Annotated in this window: 16 protein-coding genes; 5 read left to right on the forward strand and 11 right to left on the reverse strand. The window is 72.1% G+C overall.

Features of this window, described 5'->3' with window-relative positions; translation table 11 throughout:
• Positions 1–210 precede the first annotated feature (210 nt).
• From AB0J04_RS04050 to AB0J04_RS04060, 3 genes are all read right to left on the reverse strand, one after another.
• Positions 211–1,260 (reverse strand): Zn-dependent alcohol dehydrogenase, encoded by a 1,050-nt coding sequence (locus tag AB0J04_RS04050; protein WP_363166802.1) that lies wholly within the window; start codon positions 1,258–1,260, stop codon positions 211–213.
• A complete protein-coding gene (locus AB0J04_RS04055) occupies positions 1,260–2,411 on the reverse strand; it encodes an acyl-CoA dehydrogenase family protein (protein ID WP_363166803.1) in 1,152 nt (383 codons plus the stop codon). The genes AB0J04_RS04050 and AB0J04_RS04055 overlap by 1 nt, the downstream gene beginning before the upstream one ends.
• Before the next feature lie 109 nt (positions 2,412–2,520).
• Entirely contained in the window at positions 2,521–3,426 is a 906-nt protein-coding gene (locus tag AB0J04_RS04060) for an SDR family NAD(P)-dependent oxidoreductase (protein WP_363166804.1), read from the reverse strand.
• An 86-nt stretch (positions 3,427–3,512) separates the two neighbouring features.
• Between AB0J04_RS04060 and AB0J04_RS04065 the strand changes: the two genes are divergently transcribed.
• Positions 3,513–4,439, forward strand: coding sequence for a cyclase family protein (locus AB0J04_RS04065; RefSeq protein ID WP_363166805.1), 927 nt, complete (start codon positions 3,513–3,515; stop codon positions 4,437–4,439).
• A 405-nt stretch (positions 4,440–4,844) separates the two neighbouring features.
• Here AB0J04_RS04065 and AB0J04_RS04070 read toward each other — a convergent pair whose 3' ends face one another.
• From AB0J04_RS04070 to AB0J04_RS04085, 4 genes are all read right to left on the reverse strand, one after another.
• Entirely contained in the window at positions 4,845–5,357 is a 513-nt protein-coding gene (locus AB0J04_RS04070) for an ATP-binding protein (RefSeq protein ID WP_363166903.1), read from the reverse strand.
• 562 nt (positions 5,358–5,919) lie between these two features.
• Entirely contained in the window at positions 5,920–6,813 is an 894-nt protein-coding gene (locus tag AB0J04_RS04075; protein WP_363166806.1) for an acyl-CoA dehydrogenase family protein, read from the reverse strand.
• Between the two features lie 10 nt (positions 6,814–6,823).
• A complete protein-coding gene (locus AB0J04_RS04080; protein ID WP_363166807.1) occupies positions 6,824–7,957 on the reverse strand; it encodes an acyl-CoA dehydrogenase family protein in 1,134 nt (377 codons plus the stop codon).
• Between the two features lie 8 nt (positions 7,958–7,965).
• Positions 7,966–9,162 (reverse strand): amidohydrolase family protein, encoded by a 1,197-nt coding sequence (locus AB0J04_RS04085; protein ID WP_363166808.1) that lies wholly within the window; start codon positions 9,160–9,162, stop codon positions 7,966–7,968.
• 170 nt (positions 9,163–9,332) lie between these two features.
• Between AB0J04_RS04085 and AB0J04_RS04090 the strand changes: the two genes are divergently transcribed.
• Positions 9,333–10,841 (forward strand): AMP-binding protein, encoded by a 1,509-nt coding sequence (locus AB0J04_RS04090; RefSeq protein WP_363166809.1) that lies wholly within the window; start codon positions 9,333–9,335, stop codon positions 10,839–10,841.
• Positions 10,842–10,857: 16 nt separating this feature from the next.
• Here the strand turns inward: AB0J04_RS04090 and AB0J04_RS04095 are convergent, their stop codons facing one another.
• Positions 10,858–11,370, reverse strand: coding sequence for an EF-hand domain-containing protein (locus AB0J04_RS04095; protein WP_363166810.1), 513 nt, complete (start codon positions 11,368–11,370; stop codon positions 10,858–10,860).
• Between the two features lie 160 nt (positions 11,371–11,530).
• The gene (locus tag AB0J04_RS04100; RefSeq protein WP_363166811.1) at positions 11,531–11,911 is read right to left on the reverse strand and encodes an STAS domain-containing protein; all 381 of its coding nucleotides are present in this window, start codon (positions 11,909–11,911) and stop codon (positions 11,531–11,533) included.
• 345 nt (positions 11,912–12,256) lie between these two features.
• Here AB0J04_RS04100 and AB0J04_RS04105 point away from each other — a divergent pair, with 345 nt between their 5' ends.
• A complete protein-coding gene (locus AB0J04_RS04105; RefSeq protein WP_363166812.1) occupies positions 12,257–12,847 on the forward strand; it encodes a sigma-70 family RNA polymerase sigma factor in 591 nt (196 codons plus the stop codon).
• Between the two features lie 5 nt (positions 12,848–12,852).
• Positions 12,853–14,142, forward strand: a complete 1,290-nt coding sequence (locus tag AB0J04_RS04110; protein WP_363166904.1) for a maleylpyruvate isomerase N-terminal domain-containing protein — start codon at positions 12,853–12,855, stop codon at positions 14,140–14,142.
• Positions 14,143–14,291: 149 nt separating this feature from the next.
• On the opposite strand, the gene purU is transcribed toward AB0J04_RS04110, so the two are convergent.
• Positions 14,292–15,176 (reverse strand): formyltetrahydrofolate deformylase, encoded by an 885-nt coding sequence (gene purU / locus AB0J04_RS04115; protein WP_363166813.1) that lies wholly within the window; start codon positions 15,174–15,176, stop codon positions 14,292–14,294.
• A gap of 105 nt (positions 15,177–15,281) precedes the next feature.
• Positions 15,282–15,782 (reverse strand): hypothetical protein, encoded by a 501-nt coding sequence (locus tag AB0J04_RS04120; RefSeq protein ID WP_363166814.1) that lies wholly within the window; start codon positions 15,780–15,782, stop codon positions 15,282–15,284.
• 118 nt (positions 15,783–15,900) lie between these two features.
• Between AB0J04_RS04120 and AB0J04_RS04125 the strand changes: the two genes are divergently transcribed.
• On the forward strand, positions 15,901–17,244 hold the full coding sequence (locus AB0J04_RS04125; protein ID WP_363166815.1) for an ABC transporter substrate-binding protein: 1,344 nt from the start codon (positions 15,901–15,903) through the stop codon (positions 17,242–17,244).
• The last annotated feature ends 24 nt before the right edge of the window (positions 17,245–17,268 follow it).

Below are 17,268 nucleotides of genomic sequence, written 5' to 3' on the forward strand. Positions count from 1 at the left end.
CGCCGAACCACCGGACCGCCAGACCACCGGGCCTCCGGGCCGCCGAACCACCGGACCGCCAGACCACCGGACCGCCGAACCACCGGACCGCCAGACCACCGGACCACCGGACCACCGGACCGCCGAACCACCGGACCGCCAGACCACCGGACCACCGGACCACCGGACCGCCGAACCACCGGACCGCCAGACCGCCAGACCACCGGAACTTCAGAACGTCAGCACTCCCCGCGCCACCCGCCCCGCCTCCGCGTCCGCCGCCGCCTTCTCGAAGTCCTCGACGGGATAGACCTGCGTGACGAGTTCGTCGAGCAGCAGCCTGCCCTCGCGGTACAGCCCGGCGTACAGCGCGATGTCCCGCTGGGGGCGGGAGGCCCCGTAGCGGCAGCCCAGGATCGACTTGTCCAGGAACAGGGAGGAGACGCGGAACGACGCCTCGGCGGTCGCCGGCGGGACCCCGAGCAGCACCGCCTGCCCGTGCCGGTCGAGGAGGTCGATCGCGGCCCGGATCAGCTCGACCCGCCCCACGCACTCGAAGACATGGTCCGCGCCCGTCGGGAGGACGTCCCGCACGCCCTCCGCCGACGGCAGGAAGTCGGTCGCCCCGAACTGCCGGGCCATCGCCTCCTTCGCCGGGTTAGCGTCGACGGCCACGATCCGCGACGCGCCCGCGATCCGCGCCCCTTGCAGCACGTTGAGCCCGATCCCGCCCGTCCCGATGACGACGACGCTCTCCCCGTACCCCACCCGCGCGCGGTTGAGCACGGCCCCGACCCCGGTCAGCACCCCGCACCCGATCAGCGCGGCGGACGTCAGCGGGATGTCCTTCGGTATCGGCACCGCCTGCACGGCCTTCACCACCGTGCGCTCGGCGAAGGCCGAGTTGGCCGCGAACTGGTGGACCGCGCTCCCCGCGCGCGTGAACGGCTTCCGCGGCCGCCCGATGGCCTGCCGGCACATCGTCGGACGCCCGCGGTCGCACTCCGCGCAGGTACCGCAGTTGGCGAGCGTGGACAGCGCGACATGGTCCCCGGGCACGACATGCGTGACGCCCGCCCCGACCTCCGCCACCACCCCCGCGCCCTCGTGTCCGAGGACGACAGGGGCCGGGAAGGGGATCGTCCCGTCGACCACCGACAGGTCGCTGTGGCACAGCCCGGCCGCCGTGATCGCGACGAGCACCTCACCCGGCGCGGGGCCGCGCACCTCCAGATCGTCGACGACCTCGACCCGCTTCCCGTCGAACACCACGCCTCGCATCAGACGACCTCCTTGCGGTCCCTGGGCAGGCCGAGCACGCGCTCGGCGATGATCGTGCGCTGGATCTGGTCCGAGCCGCCGTAGATCGTGTCGGCCCGGGAGAACAGGAACAGGTGTTGCGCGTCGTCGAGTTCGTACGGCGAGGAGGGCGACCAGTCGGCCGGTCCGACGCTCGCCGCCGCGCCCCGCACCTGCACCGCCACCTCCCCCAGCCGCTGGTGCCAGCCCGCCCACAGCAGCTTGGCCACGCTGGGCGCGCCCGGCCCGCCCGAACCGCCCAGCGTCCGCAGCGCGTTCCACCGCATGGTGCGCAACTCGGCCCACAGCCGCACCAGCCGCTCGCGCACGACGGGGTCGTCCGCCGCGCCCGTCTCCACCGCGGTACGGACCACCCGCCCCAACTCCGCCGCGAAGCCGATCTGCTGGGCGAGGGTCGACACCCCGCGTTCGAAGCCGAGGAGGCTCATCGCGACCCGCCAGCCGTCGCCCTCCGCGCCCACGAGATGCTCCACGCGCGCGTGCGCCCCGTCGAAGAAGACCTCGTTGAACTCGCTGGTGCCGGTCAGCTGCCGGATCGGCCGCACCTCGATCCGCCCCGGCTGATCCATCGGGACGAGGAGAAAACTCAGGCCGCGATGCCGCCTCGACTCCGGGTCGGTACGGGCGAGCACGAAGCACCAGTCGGCCTCATGGGCGAGCGACGTCCAGATCTTCTGCCCCGTGATCCGATAGCCCCCCGGCGACTCCCGCACGGCCGCGGTACGCACCCCCGCGAGATCGGACCCGGCCCCGGGCTCGCTGTACCCCTGGCACCAGAGCTCCTCCCCTGCGGCGACGGGCGGCAGAAACCGCTTCTTCTGCTCATCGCCGCCGTGTGCCAGGAGAGTGGGGGCGAGGAGGTTCTCCCCTATGTGCCCGGACCGGGCCGGCGCCCCTGCCCCCGCGTACTCCTCGGCCCAGGCGACCTGCTGAGTGAGGGAGGCGGTCCGATTCCCGTACCCGCCTTCTCCCCACCCGAGCCCGATCCACCCGGCCGCTCCAAGCCTGCGTTCCCAGGCCCGACGATCGGCCGGATAAACCCCCTGCCCGGCCAGCCAGGCCCGCGCCTCGGCACGAAAGTCGTCGTCCTCACGCGCAAATCCGAAATCCACGGCACCGCCTCGAGTTGGGGCACGCTGTCCGACCTAAAGGGCGCGGGGCTGTGTCGATATGCGGCACCGCCGCGTGGGCGCGACCAGCCACGACGGCCCCGCACCCGACCTAACCCTTCTTCAGCCGAGCGGCCCGCTCCATCTCCGACAACCGCGCAAGCATCGGCATCGGATCCACCCCCACCGCCCCCGGCAACACCTGCGCGATCCGCTCGGGCGTCCAGGACCCCCCCTCCGCGTAGACCGAACGGAGTTCCTTCGGCTGCGCCCACACCGCGATCTTCGGCCCGGCGACCGTGTAGACCTGCCCCGTGACCCCCGCCTCCCGCGCCTGCTCCGACAGCAGATAGACGACGAACGCGGCCACGTCCTCCGGCTCGCCGATCTCCGCCAGCTCCATGGGCACGCCGGCGGACATCCGGGTACGCGCGACCGGCGCCACCGCGTTGGCGGTGACCCCGTACTTGTGCAGGCCGAGAGCGGCGCTCCGCACGAGCGAGATGATCCCGCCCTTCGCCGCGCTGTAGTTGGCCTGGGAGACGGATCCCTGGTGGTTGCCGCTGGTGAACCCGATCAGGGTCCCGGCCCGCTGCTGCCGCATCACCGCGGCGGCGGCCCGGAACACGGTGAACGTCCCCTTCAGATGGGTGGCGACGACCGGGTCCCACTCCTCCTCGGACATGTTGAACAGCATCCGTTCGCGCAGGATCCCGGCCACGCACACGACCCCGTCGAGCCGTCCGTACGAGGCCAGCGCCACGTCGACGACCCGCTGCCCGCCCGCCATGGTGGAGATGTCGTCGGCGACGGCGACGGCCTCGCCGCCCGCCGCCTCGATCTCCTTGACGACGGTCTCGGCGATCTCGCTCGTGGGCGCGGCCCCGTCCACGCCCACGCCGTAGTCGTTGACGACGACCCGCGCGCCCTCGGCCGCCGCGGCCAGCGCGACCGCCCGGCCGATCCCGCGTCCGGCGCCCGTCACCGCGACGACCCTGCCTGCCAAGAAGTTCCCCACGCCCGGCCCCTTCCCACGGTTTCTGACGGACCGTTAGATTTTATGTCCCGTCAACTGGGCCAGGACAAGCCCCGGGGAGGCACCGGATGTCACTGCCGGCCGAGTTCCACGACATCGCCAAGCGCGTCAACAACTGGGGGCGGTGGGGAGCCGACGACGAGATCGGCACGCTCAACCTCATCACCGACGACGTCGTCCGCGCGGCGGCGGCCGAGATCCGCACCGGCCGCCGCGTCCCGCTCGCGCTGCCGCTCAGGGAGGACGGCGTGCAGACCGGGATGATCCCGGGGCGGGTGAACCCGCTGCACGCCATGGTGCAGATCAACCAGGAGATCTTCGGCCCGGGGACGGTGGCGTGCAGCGACGACGCCGTGACCATGGGCCTCCAGGCAGGCACCCACTGGGACGCGCTGACACACGTCTCGCACTCGGGGAAGCTCTACAACGGCCGTCCGGCCGCCACCGTCACCCCGCACGGCGGCGCCGAGTTCAGCGGCATCGACAAGGCGCGGCACATCGTCTCGCGCGGGGTGCTCCTGGACGTGGCACGCGCGCGTGGCGTCGACCGCCTGGCGGGCGGACACGCCGTCACGCCGGAGGACCTGGAGGCGGCGGAGGAACTGGCCGGCACGCGTGTGCGTGCGGGCGACATCGTGCTCGTACGGACCGGGCAGGTCCAGGTCTATCTGTCGGGCGACAAGCACGCGTACGGCTATCCGTCGCCCGGGCTGTCGGTCCGGACTCCGCAGTGGTTCCACGCGCACGATGTGGCGGCGGTCGCCAACGACACCCTCACGTTCGAGATCTTTCCGCCCGAGATCGACGACCTGTGGCTGCCCGTGCACGCGCTCGATCTCGTGGAGATGGGCATGCTGCAAGGCCAGAACTGGAATCTCGAAGAGTTGTCCACAGCCTGTGGACAAGAGGGCCGCTATGCGTTCTGGCTGTCGGCGATGCCCGAGCCGTTCGTCGGCGGCACGGGAACTCCGGTGGCTCCCGTGGCCGTTCTGTAGGCACCGAGCGCCCCCGGCGACCCACCTCGGCTGGCGGCGCGCGGCTGTCCGCCCCGAGCACGGCACCGCGCACCGCCATCCGACTCCGGCGTCCCTGCCCCGTCTCCCCTCGGCCCTGAGGGAACCGACGCCGAATCGCGACCCACACTCGACAAGGGCTCCCGTCACCGAAGCCCTCGCCGTCCCCTCACGGCGAATCGCTGACCACAAGCGTGATCAAACGGACACGTGGCGTCAACACCAGAATGGGGATTTTTTACTTATGCCCTTTTTGTTATGGGCGCGCACGGAAGCACAGCCAGGCGCACCGTCCCCCTGCCCGGCCGAAACCGACAGCGCTTTCTGCGCCCGTGCCCCGCACCCTGCGAGGCATCCGCGCCCGTGCGCCGTCGGCCTGTCGGCCCGTCAGACGACCTCGTACGCGAGCCCGCCGTAGGCCGGCTCGACGGCCTCCTGCCGCACCGCCGCGCACTCGGCCGCGCGCCCGCGACCCGCCTCGCCCTCGCTCGGCCTCGCGCAGCGGTCCAGTTCGCACCAGATGCGCTTGCCCGCGCCCTCGACGCTCCAGCCCCAGCGGTCCGCGAGACCGTCGACGAGAGCCAGACCGCGCCCGCCCGTCGCCTCGTCGCCGGCGCACCGGGGCACGGGGGCCCGGTCGCTGGTGTCGGCCACCTCCAGGCGGACGACGGACGGCTCGCCCGCCCCGCCCGGACCCGCCGACCCGCCCGGCAGGGAGAGCCGCAGCACGGCCGGACAGCCGGTGTGCACCACGGCGTTGGTGACCAGTTCGGAAACGAGCAGGATCAACGTCTCGGCGAGTGGCTCCTCGTCCCCTATCCCGGACCCGACCAGGCGTGAACGGGCCCACCTCCGGGCGCGCCCCACCTCAGCGGGGTCGGGCCGGATCTCCAGCTGCACTTGAAGCACCTGCACCGCTCACACCATCCGAACCGGCGGACACATGGCCGTGCGCCACGCAAGCCACGCGAGCCGCGTGTGCACCATGACGACGAGGGCCACGATCGTAGCCATTTTCTGCATGGCCAGAACAACAGCCAGAGGCAGGGTGACGGAACGTGAATCCCTTACGAGACAGCTTGATTGACGGACAGTCACCCCAACAAGCGCTTCGGGCATATTCCAGCGCGAAGGATTACCCGTGCGGCATACTGTGCGACGCCCGCCCCGGGGAGTCGAACAGGCGGGGGACAAAAGCCCGTACGCCCTGCGAGCGGCGGCGCGCACCGCCGGATCCGGCACTACCCCAAGGGCACCACCGGCATGGCTCATGCTCGGAACCACTCGCATCCCACAGAAGGTACCGGAGCGACCCGTCGACTCCGGGCCGTGACGGGTCACGCATCGGACACAACCCGATATCGACGCTCCGTGATTCCGGTATGCCACAATCCGCGACATCCGTACGGCCGTCCGCCCGCCATCGCCGGCCGTCGCCGCAGGCAGACGCCGCCGGCGGTCGCTATCGGGCCGCCTCGGACACCAAGTCGCCCGCCAACAGTTCCTCACTCTCCGTAGTCACGCCCGCACGTCGGGTGCGCACCCAGGCACGTTTCAGCAGGAGATGGACGTCCGCCTCCCAGGTGAACCCCATGCCGCCGTGCACCTGGAGGCAGTCCCGCGCACCGCGCACGGCGGCCTCGTCGGCGAGGAGCCGGGCGGCCGCGATGTCGACGGGGTCGGCCGTGACGGCGGCCGCGTAGACCGCCGCGCGGGCCACTTCGACCCGCACCAGCAGCTCCGCGCACAGATGCTTGACCGCCTGGAAGGCTCCGATCGGCTGCCCGAACTGCTCACGCGCCCGGGCGTGTTGCACAGCCAGCTCGCACGCGCGTGTGGCGGTGCCGAGTTGCTCGGCCGCGGTGAGGAGGACGGCGACGGGATCCACGGCGTTCGCGCCCGGCGCCGCGCCCGGCACCCGGTGCAGCGGCGTCAGCGGGTCGACCGAGCGCAGCGGCACGGCCCCCTCGGCGTCCCCGCACACGACGTCCGCCGCCGCCAGCCACTCCACCAGGGAGCCGCCGTGGACGGCCGCGACGACCGTCTCGCCGTCGGCCGCGCCGGGCACGCGTCCCGCCGCGAGGTGGGTGGCGACCAGCGGCCCGGGCAGCAGGGCCCGGCCCGCCTCCTCGAAGGCCAACACCGCCTCGGGCAGCCCCAGTCCGACCCCGCCGTCCGCCTCGGGCAGCCGCAGGGCGAAGAACCCGGCCGCGCCGAGCTCCCGCCACAGCGCGCGGTCCAGCGTTCCCGGCCGGTCCACGGCGGCCCGCAGCGCCTCCCGGTCGAAGCGGCGCGCCAGCAGTTGCCGCACTCCGTCCCGCAGTGCCCGTTGATCGTCCGTCAGCTGAAAGCGCATGTCGGACCGTTCACCTCCCCTTCGGCAGCCGCAGGATCCGCTCGGCCACGATGTTCCGCTGGATCTGCGAGGTCCCGGCGGCGATGGTGTACGACAGCGAGGAGAGCCGGTCGAGGGTCCAGGGGTGGTCGAGGTCGAGCGCCTCGTCGCCCAGGACGTCGGCGGCGGCGTCGTACAGCTCCTGGCGCGCCTGCGAATACCTCAGCTTGAAGACCGAGCCCCCGACGCCGGGCAGGCCCCCCGTGGCCTCGGCCTCGCTCACGTTCCACTGGGTGAGCCGCCAGAGCGCCCGGAACTCGGCGTTGAGCAGGCCCAGCCGCCGCCGTAGGGCGGGATCGTCCCAGCGGCCGTTCCTCAGTGCCTCGTGGGCGAGTTCGCCCAGCACACGCCGACAGGCGACCACCTCGCCCACGAAGGCGGTGCCGCGTTCGAAGGACAGCGTCACCATCGTCACCCGCCAGCCGTCGTTCTCGTCCCCCACCCGGTTCGCGGCCGGCACCCGCACCTCGTCCAGGAACATCTCGGCGAACTCGGCGGACCCGGCGAGGGTGCGCAGCGGGCGGACGGTGATCCCGGGGGCGTCCATGGGCATGGCGAGCCAGGTGATGCCCTTGTGCTTGGGCGCGTCCGGGTCCGTGCGGACCAACAGTTCGCACCAGTCGGCGACTTCCGCGTGCGAGGTCCAGATCTTGGAGCCGCTCACCACGTAGTCGTCGCCGTCGCGCCACGCGCGCGTGCGCAGCGCCGCGAGGTCGGACCCCGCGTCGGGCTCGCTGAAGCCCTGGCACCAGACCTCCTCGCCGCGCAGGACGGGCGGCAGCCAGCGGGCCCGCTGCTCGGCCGTGCCCTCGGCGGCGATCGTCGGCCCGGCGTGCAGCAGTCCGACGAAACCCGCGCCCACATAGGGCGCGCCCGCGTGCTCCGTCTCCTCCAGGAAGATCAGCCGGACGGTCGGGGAGGCGTCCCAGTGGACGTCGGCGTATCCGGCGTCGTAGAGCATGCGCTGCCAGCCGAGGTCGTACGCCCTGCGGGCCGGCCAGTCGTCCGGGGACGGCTTCGGCGGCAGGCTCGGCAGCACCTTGCCGAGCCACTCCCGCAGCCGCGCCCGGAACGCGTCCTCCTCCGGGGTGTACGTGAGGTCCATGGGCGGGCCTACTTGTCGAGGTCCAGGTCGAGCATGCGGATCGCGTTGCCCCGCATCAGCTTGTAGACCGTCTCGTCGTCGAGGCCCTTCACATGGTCGAGGGCGACCTCCTTGGTGTGCGGGAAGGTCGAGTCGACGTGCGGGTAGTCGGTCTCGAAGGTCGCGTTGTCGCGCCCGACCACGTCCAGGGACGCGACGCCGTGCTTGTCGCGGAAGAAGCAGCAGAACATCTGCCGGTAGTAGTACGTGGACGGCGGCTCTGGGACGAGATCCCGGACGCCGCCCCACGCGCGGTGCTCCTCCCAGACGTCGTCGGCGCGCTCCAGGGCGTACGGGATCCAGCCCATCTGGCCCTCGGAGTAGGCGAGTTTGAGGCGCGGGAAGCGCACCAGGACGCCGCTGAACAGGTAGTCCATCATCGAGGCCATCGCGTTGTTGAACGAGAGGGACGCCTGGACGGCCGGGGGCGCGTCGGGCGAGGCGGCGGGCATCTGCGACGACGAGCCGATGTGCATGTTGACGACCGTCCCGGTCTCCTCGCACACCGCGAAGAACGGGTCCCAGTAGCCCGAGTGGATCGACGGCAGCCCGAGGTGGCTGGGGATCTCGGAGAAGGTCACCGCGCGCACCCCGCGGGCCGCGTTGCGCCGGATCTCCGCGACCGCCAGGTCGACGTCCCACAGGGGGATCAGGCACAGCGGGATCAGCCGGCCGCCGCTGCCCCCGCACCACTCCTCGACCATCCAGTCGTTGTAGGCGCGCACGCAGGCCAGTGCGACCTCCTTGTCGTGGGCCTCGGCGAAGGTCTGCCCGCAGAAGCGGGGAAAGGACGGGAAGCAGAGCGAGGCCTCGACGTGGTTGAGGTCCATGTCCGCCAGCCGGGCCTTCGGGTCCCAGCAGCCGCGCCGCATCTCCTCGCGGGTGATGCCCTCCAGCGTCATCTCGTCGCGGTCGAAGCCGACGGCGGCGATGTTGCGCTTGTACGGGAACTTCAGGTCCTCGTAGATCCACCAGTCGGTGGGCTGGCCGTCCGGATCCATCGTGATCTGGTACTTCCCGGCGACGTAGGCGAGCTCGCCGATCCCGGCGGTGAGGGGCTGCGGGCCCCGGTCGCGGTACTTGCGCGGCAGCCAGGTCGCGAAGAGGTGCGCGGGTTCGATCACGTGGTCGTCGACGCTGACGATGCGCGGCAGTTCGGTGCTCATGGCTTTCCCTCCGCCTGGCGGAACGCCAGTAATCCGATGGCAGCTATCTGATGGACCGTCAGATTCACTCTGCCCAGCAGGCTAGTCCGCGACCCCTGGACCGACAAGGCGACCGGGCTTACGCTCTGCCCAAAATCTGACTGTCCGTCAGCTACGGCAGGGGGCCGACCGTGAACGACACCGCCACCGCCCACGAGCTGAGCGCGTCCCGCACGCTCTGGGACCTGCTCGCCCGCCGCGCCGCACTCACCCCCGACCGCCGGGTCCTCCTCCAGGAGGACCGCGCGCTGACCTTCGGCGAGCTGCGCGACCGCGCCGAGCGGGTCGCGGCCGGGCTGCACGACATGGGCGTCCGCCCCGGCACGGTCGTCGCCTGGCAGCTGCCGACCCGCCTGGAGACCGCCGTCCTGTCCTTCGCGCTGGCCCGCCTCGGAGCCGTGCAGTCGCCCGTCATCCCCTTCTACCGCGACCGCGAGGTCGGCTTCGCGCTGCGCGAGTCGAAGGCGGAGTTCTTCGCGGTGCCGGGCGCCTGGCGGGGCTTCGACCACACCGAGATGGCCCGGCGGCTGGGCGCGAAGGGCGTCTTCGAGGCCTACGACGACCTGCCCGAGGGCGATCCCGCCGTGCTCCCCGCCCCGCCCGCCGACGGCGCCTCGGTGCGCTGGATCTACTGGACCTCCGGCACCACCTCCGACCCCAAGGGCGTGCTGCACACCGACCGCTCGCTGATCGCCGGCGGCTCCTGCCTCGCCCACGCGCTGCGCCTCACGGCGGACGACGTCGGCTCGATGGCGTTCCCCTACGCCCACATCGCCGGCCCCGACTACACCGTCATGCTCCTGCTGTACGGCTTCCCGGCGGTGATGTTCGAGCACTTCGCGCTGCCGGACGCGCTGGAGGGGTACCGGCGGCACGGCGTGACGGTGGCGGGCGGCTCGACGGCCTTCTACTCGATGTTCCTCGCCGAGCAGCGCAAACAGCCGCACACGCGCGTGATCCCCACGCTACGGCTGCTCGCGGGCGGCGGAGCGCCCAAGCCGCCCGAGGTGTACCACGCGGTGGTGCGCGAGATGGGGGTGCAGCTGACGCACGGCTACGGGATGACCGAGGTGCCGATGATCACCATGGGCGCGCCGGACGACACCGCGGAGAACCTCGCTACCACGGAGGGGCGGCCGCCGGAGGGCATGGAGATCCGCGTGGTGGACGGCGAGGTGCGGCTGCGCGGGGAGGCCGTGTGCCGGGGCTATCTGGATCCCGGCCAGAGCGCCGAGGCCTTCGACACGGACGGGTTCCTGCGCACCGGCGACCTGGGGCACGTGACGAGCAGCGGGCATCTGGTCCTCACCGGGCGGCTGAAGGACGTCATCATCCGCAAGGGGGAGAACGTGTCCGCCAAGGAGATCGAGGACCTGTTGGCCGCCCACCCGGCCGTCGGGGACGTCGCGGTGATCGGCCTGCCGGACGCGGAGCGCGGAGAGCTGGTGTGCGCGGTGGTGGAGCGGGCCGCGGGGGGCGGGGAGGCGCTGACCCTGGAGGCGGTCACGTCGTATCTGCGCGCGGGCGGGCTGTCGGTCCACAAGCTGCCGGAGCGGCTGGAGGTGGTGGAGGCCCTTCCGCGCAACGAGACGCTGCGCAAGGTGCTGAAGTACAAGCTGCGCGAGCGGTTCGCTCAGTGAACCACGCGGGGAGTCACTACTCGGCGACCGTGAAGTAGCGGGCGAAGGCGGGCACGATCTCCGCCTCGCCGACCCTGCCGTCCGCGTCGGCGTCGAGAGCCGCGGCGGCCCCCCGGGCCACCTCGACGGGCGCTCCGAGGGCCGTGAGCACCCGTACGGTGTCCTCGACCGTCGCCCGGCCGTCGCCGTCGCCGTCGGCGATGTCCAGGGCCGCGTGCAGGAAAGGGCGGGCGATCTCGGCGAACCGCTCCGGGTTGTCCCGCAGGCGCTTGACCGCGCCGTTCACGAACTCCTCCCGGGTGATGCGCTGGTCGCCGTCCCGGTCGGCGATGCCGGCCATGCCCTGCCAGAACGCCTCGGCGCCCGCGTAGAGGGCCTGCCCCTTGTCGGAGCGGGCCGTCGCGCCGAATTCGGCGAGGACCGCCTTGGCCGCCGCGCCGAAGTCCTCCCGGTCGATGTAGCCGTTGCCGTCCTGGTCGAAGGTGGCGAACCGCGCGGCGATCCTGCGTTCGTACTCACTGCTGACCATGTCTTCTCGGACCGCCTAACGTCATCGCGTGGGGATGCTTCCGGCAGGGAGCGTACGACGCCGGAGACGTCCGGGCGGCGGGAAAGCGAGGCCTGTGCCGAGACCGGGGGAATTTCAGGACGAGGATGTGGCAGAGCGACCGCACCGCCCGGGCCGGAAACTACGCCGAAAGCGGTTCCGTCCCCTCGTCCACCGCGGCCGCGAGATCCCCGTAGACGTCGAAGAGACGGCGCACGCCCAGCGCGCCCAGGACCCGGTTGACGTGGGAGTCCTCGGCCGCGCCCCGCGCGGGCAGGATCAGCCGCAGCCGCCCCCGGCAGGAGCGGATGAGGCGGCGGGCGGCGATGAGGACGCCGACGCCGCTGGAGTCGCAGAAGTACACCTCGGAGAGGTCCAGGACGAGATCGTGGCGGCCCTCGGCCACCTCGTCGTGCACCCGCTGCCGCAGCGCCGGCGACGTCACCAGGTCCAGCTCGCCCGACACATGGAGCACGGCCCATCCGCCCTGCTCGCCGCCGGTCACTTTGAAGGCCACCACCACGCCTTTCGCTCGCTGTAGCGCGCCGCAGCCCGCCGAAAACGGAAGCTGTCCCTTCGCTTCCTTGCAGCGCGGCTGCCCAGCGGCCGTGCCCCGAAACACCGACGGGAAAACAGATCCAAAGAGAATGAGAGCGAAAGAGGCTTGTTTCAGTCAGTTCCAGTCCGGTTCGATCCTTGTCAGTCGGGTAGGCGCGGCTCATACCACCCGCTCGCGTTCAGGGGGCGCTCATTGAAACAAAGGGGCGTGCGTTGTCGGACGTGCCGACTACATTCGAGGTGACGGTGGACGCACGCTGGACACGGGCACGGCCCGAGGCACGGGCACGGGCACGGGTGAGGGGGCCGCATGGCGAAGAGGGACGCACCGCCCCGCTGGGACCGCAAGATGCAGCAGCGACTCGCGCGCGGTGAGGCGGCCGCCCTCGGCGAGCTCTACGACCGGTTCGCTTCGCTTGTGCACGGTCTCGCCCACCGCGTGCTCGGAGACGAACGAGCGGCCGACGGCATCACCCGCGAGGTCTTCGCCCACGTATGGGAGCACCCCGACTCCTACGACCCGAAGCAGGGCCCGCTGCGCACCTGGGTCGCCGCGCTGACCCACCGCCTGGCCGTGCAGCGGCTGCGCGCCACCGAGACCGCCGCCCTGGCCGAGGCCCGCCACGGCTCCGCCGAGGCGGCCGAGGAACTGGAGCTGCGGGTGCGGCACGCGTCCGTCGCCGCCCGCGCCGACTACATCGTCCAGGCCATGCCCGCCCCGCTGCGGGCGGCGCTGGAACTGGCCTACTTCCAGCGCCGCGACTACCGCCAGACCGCGGTCGACCTCGGCGTCACCGAGGACGAGGCCCGCCGTCGGCTCCGCCTCGGCCTGCAACTCCTCTCCACGGCTCACGACGCCGCGTCACCGGGGGCGCCGCCCGGATACGGAGGTGCGGCGTGAACGGCATGGACGGCGCGGGCGACGCGGGCGGCACGGACGGCACGGACGGGTTCGATCCGCAGGACCCGCTGCCCATCCCCCTGCCCCGCGCCTCCGTCGAGGACGGCGGACTGCCGCTGCCCGAGCCCGGCGACCCGATCGGCCCGGAGCCGCTCAGGCTCGAACACCCGGTGCTGAAGTCCCTGCTGGGCGCGTGGGCGCTGGCGGCCTGCTCCGCGCAGGAGACGGCGGCCGTCGAGGAGCACCTCGGCGACTGCGGAGCCTGCGCGGACGAGGCACGGCGACTGCGCGAGGCCGTCGGCCTCCTCCAGCGCCCGGAGAGCCTCGACCTCGACCCCGGCCTGCGCACCCGCGTCCTCGACGGCTGTCTGGACCGCCGCCCGCCCCGTATCCCGGTACCCTCCTGGGCGGCGTCGTACGACGCCGAGACGGCGCGGCTGGACGCGCTGCTCCAGGACTTCGGGGACGCCGAGTGGCACGCGCCCGTGCGGCTGCGCTGGTTCCGCGGCGAGGAGCCGACCAGCCGCCGCACCACCGTCGCCGGCGTCATCACCCACCTGCTCGCGGTGGACGGCCTGGTCGCCGTCGCCCTGGGCCTGGACGACCCGCTCAGCACCGGCGGCAAGCCGGAGGACGAACCGGACGAAGCGCACGCCCCGACGGCCACGCCCTCCCGCCGCACGGAGGCGTTCTGGGCGGGCTCGCACTACCCGCCCACCCGTTCCGTGCGCGGCCCCTGGCGGGAACAGACCCACGCCCTCGTGCGCACGGTGTCCTTCACCGGCGGCGGCCTCGGCCGCCTGCCGGTGTCGTACGGCGGCTTCGAGCTGCCCCTGCGGGACGCGATGCTGGACCGGGCCTTCGAGTGCTGGGTGCACGCCGAGGACATCGCGGAGGCGGTCGACTACCCGTACGCGCCGCCCGCCCCGCGTCACCTCCACGGCATGATCGACCTGGCCGCGCGGATGCTGCCGGAGACGCTCGCCGCCCGCCGCCGCGCCGGTCTCGCCTCCCGGTCCCACACCCGCCACCTGGTGACCGCCGGCCGCCCCGGCCGCAGCCTGCGGCTGGAGATCGAGGGCTCGGGCGGCGGCGAGTGGCTGATCCCCCTGGACTCACCGGGCGCGGTGGGCTCCGCCGACCACGAGGTGGCCCACGTCGCCCTGGACGACGTGGAGTTCTGCCGCCTGGCCGCCGGCCATGTCGCTCCCGCGGAAGCGGCCGCGGGCCAGGACGGCGACCGCGAGGCGATCAGGGACGTCCTGTTCGCGGCGGCGGCCCTGAGCCGGATGTAGGGCGGGACCTGAGCAGCTGACGTGAGGGTGTCCCACCCAGGGGCGCGGGGAACCGCGCGAACGGCCCACGACCGCCCGCAGCCGCCCCGAACAGAACCCGCCGGGTCCCCGGGCGCTCCCGGATCGTTCTTGGACGTGCCTGGAAGTTCCTAGGCGAAGACGACCGTCCGTCGCCCGTTGAGGAGAATCCGCCGCTCCGCATGCCACTTCACGGCCCGCGCCAGCGCCTGGCACTCCACATCCCGCCCGACCGCGACCAGCTGATCCGGCGTGACCCCGTGCCCCACGCGCTCGACCTCCTGCTCGATGATCGGCCCCTCGTCGAGATCCGCCGTCACATAGTGCGCCGTGGCACCGATCAGCTTCACGCCCCGCTCGTGCGCCTGGTGGTACGGCTTCGCGCCCTTGAAGCTCGGCAGGAAGGAGTGGTGGATGTTGATGATGCGCCCGCTGAGCTGCTTGCACAGGTCGTCGGAGAGGACCTGCATATAGCGGGCCAGGACGACCAGCTCGACGTCCTGCTCCCGGACCAGCTCGAGCAGCCGCGCCTCCGCCTGCGCCTTGTTCTCCTTCGTCACCGGGATGTGGAGGAAGGGAACGTGGTACGAGCCCACGAGATCGGCGAAGTCGGTGTGGTTGGACACGACGGCCGCGATCTCCACCGGCAGCGCGCCGATGCTGGCGCGGAACAGCAGGTCGTTCAGGCAGTGCCCGAACTTGCTGACCATGAGGACGATGCGCATCTTCTCGTCGGCCCGGTTGATCTGCCAGTCCATGTGGAAGGAGTCGCCGATCGCCGCGAAGCTCGCCCGCAGCTTGTCCACGGTGACGGGGGGCTCGGCCGAGAAGTGGACGCGCAGGAAGAACAGGCCCGTGTCGTGGTCGCCGAACTGCTGACTGTCCTCGATGTTGCAGCCGGTCATGAAGAGATAGCTCGACACGGCGTGCACGATGCCCTGCTTGTCGGGGCAGGAGAGCGTGAGGACGTACTGGTCGGCGGGGGTCGCCGCGGCTCGGGCGGGCTGCGCGTTCATGCCCGACAGGGTCGCATACCGCCCACGACCGTGGGCAACCGTCCCGCAGGCCGGAACCCGCCTCCCCGAACCGGCCCCGGGTTCCCGGTTCCCGGGTGCGCGCGCCTACGCCGTCCGCGTCATGATCCGCAGCACCTCGAGGGTCCGGGGCGGTGCGTCGGGGTCGTCGCCGTCGGCCGCCGCCATGCGCACATGCGCGTCCCGCGCCGCCCGCAGCGCGTCCGGCCACGCCTCGTGGTCGACGTACGCGGAGACCGGGGCGTCCGGTCCGACCTGGTGCATGATGCGCAGGACGCGGAGCACGGCGGTGTCGACGAGGGCCGCCTCCTGCGAGTCGCGGAAGATCGTGCCCACGTACTTCTCGGCGGACCAGTTGTCGAGCCAGGTGTCCTCGACGAGGCGGTACACGGCGTCGGTGACGTCCCCGTACCCCTCGACGCCGGCCAGCCAGACGTTCTGCTGGAACACCGGGTCGGAGAGCATGTGCAGCGCGGAGCGCACATTGCTGCGCCAGCGCCACCACGGCATGTCGTTGAGTGGCATGCCGCCCATGGTGGAGGAGCGACGGCCGCGACGGGAAGAGTTCTCCGAACCTTGCACGGTCATCGATCGTACGTTTCCCCGCCCCAGGAGCCTCACGGGCCCCTGCAATTCACCCGCACGTCACCCTTCATTGACCGTGAGTCACTCCCAGGTTAGCGATGTGACGGAATCGTGCGTGCACATGACCGGCAAGCGACGCACCTCCACGCGAAGCACCTTCCTCCCCAGGTCCTTCCGCTGCACCAGGTCCGGCAGAGCGACCGCCCTCGCGGCGGGCGCGCTGGCAGCCTGTGCGTCGCTCGCCGTCGGATGCGGTGTCGTCCCCGGTACCACGGGGGGTTCCGGGGGCGACCCGATCATCGTGATGACCTGGGCGCCCGAGGGCACGTCCGCGACCAACAAGCCCGGCATGCCCGCCTTCGCCCTCGCCTACGCCCGCTGGATCAACGCGGAGGGCGGTCTGGGCGGCCGCAAGCTCAAGGTCCTGACCTGCAACGCCCGTAACGACACCGTGTCCACGGCCAAGTGCGCCCGGCGCGCCGTCAAGGAGGGCGCGGTCGCCGTCATCGGCTCCTACAGCCAGCACTCCGACGCGTTCTTCCCGTACCTCGAAGGCGCCGGCATCCCGTACATAGGCGGCTACGGCGTCACGAACGCCGAGTTCACCAGCCCGCTGTCCTACCCGGTCAACGGCGGCCAGCCCGCGCTGCTGGCCGGCCTCGGCAAGGAGTTGGCCGCGACCTGCGGTGCCGTCTCTCTCGTCCGCCCCGACACGATCGCGGGCGACGCGCTGCCCCCGATGCTCGACGCCGGGCTCACGGCGGGCGGACACGCCGGGTCAAAGGACCTGCGGGCCCCGGAGGACGCCACCGAGTACTCGGCCCAGGCCAGGTCCGCCCTGCGCGCCGCGACCGCGGGCCGGACGAAGGACGAGGGCGCCGACGGCGAGAACGGGTGCGTGGTGACCGCCCTCGGCGACCGCACCAGCACCTACATGGACTCCTTCCGCCGCACCCGCGAGGACTACCCCGAGGTGCGCACCGCCACCGTCCTCGGCAGCGTCGACCAGACGGTGATCAACGCCTCCGGCGCCGCCTCCGGCCCCTTCGAGGGGGCGTACGTCACCGGCTGGTACCCCGCGACGAGCGACGCGGCCTGGGCGCCGATGAAGAAGGTGATCAGCGAAGAGGCGTTCTCCGACACCCGGATCGACCCCACCGACACCGGCGTGCAGACCACCTGGATCGCCTACACCGTGTTCCGCCGGGCCGTGGAGTCGCTGGGCGACGACGCCGTGACCGCCAACGCCGTACGCGGCGCCCTGGACGACGGCCTGAAGGTCACCACGGGCGGGCTCACGCCGACGCTGCGCTGGCAGTTCACCGACCGCCTCGCCTCCATCGGCTTCCCCCGCCTGGTCAACGCCGACGTCACGCTCCAGAACGTGCAGAAGGGTGTGCTCGCACCCGCCAAGAAGGGCTTCGTCGACGTGACGCAGACCCTGGAGAAGGCGGACGTCGGCTGACGCACGGCCGGTGACCGACGCACG

The sequence above is a fragment of the Streptomyces sp. NPDC050263 genome, from assembly GCF_040655955.1.
Taxonomy (GTDB): Bacteria; Actinomycetota; Actinomycetes; order Streptomycetales; family Streptomycetaceae; genus Streptomyces.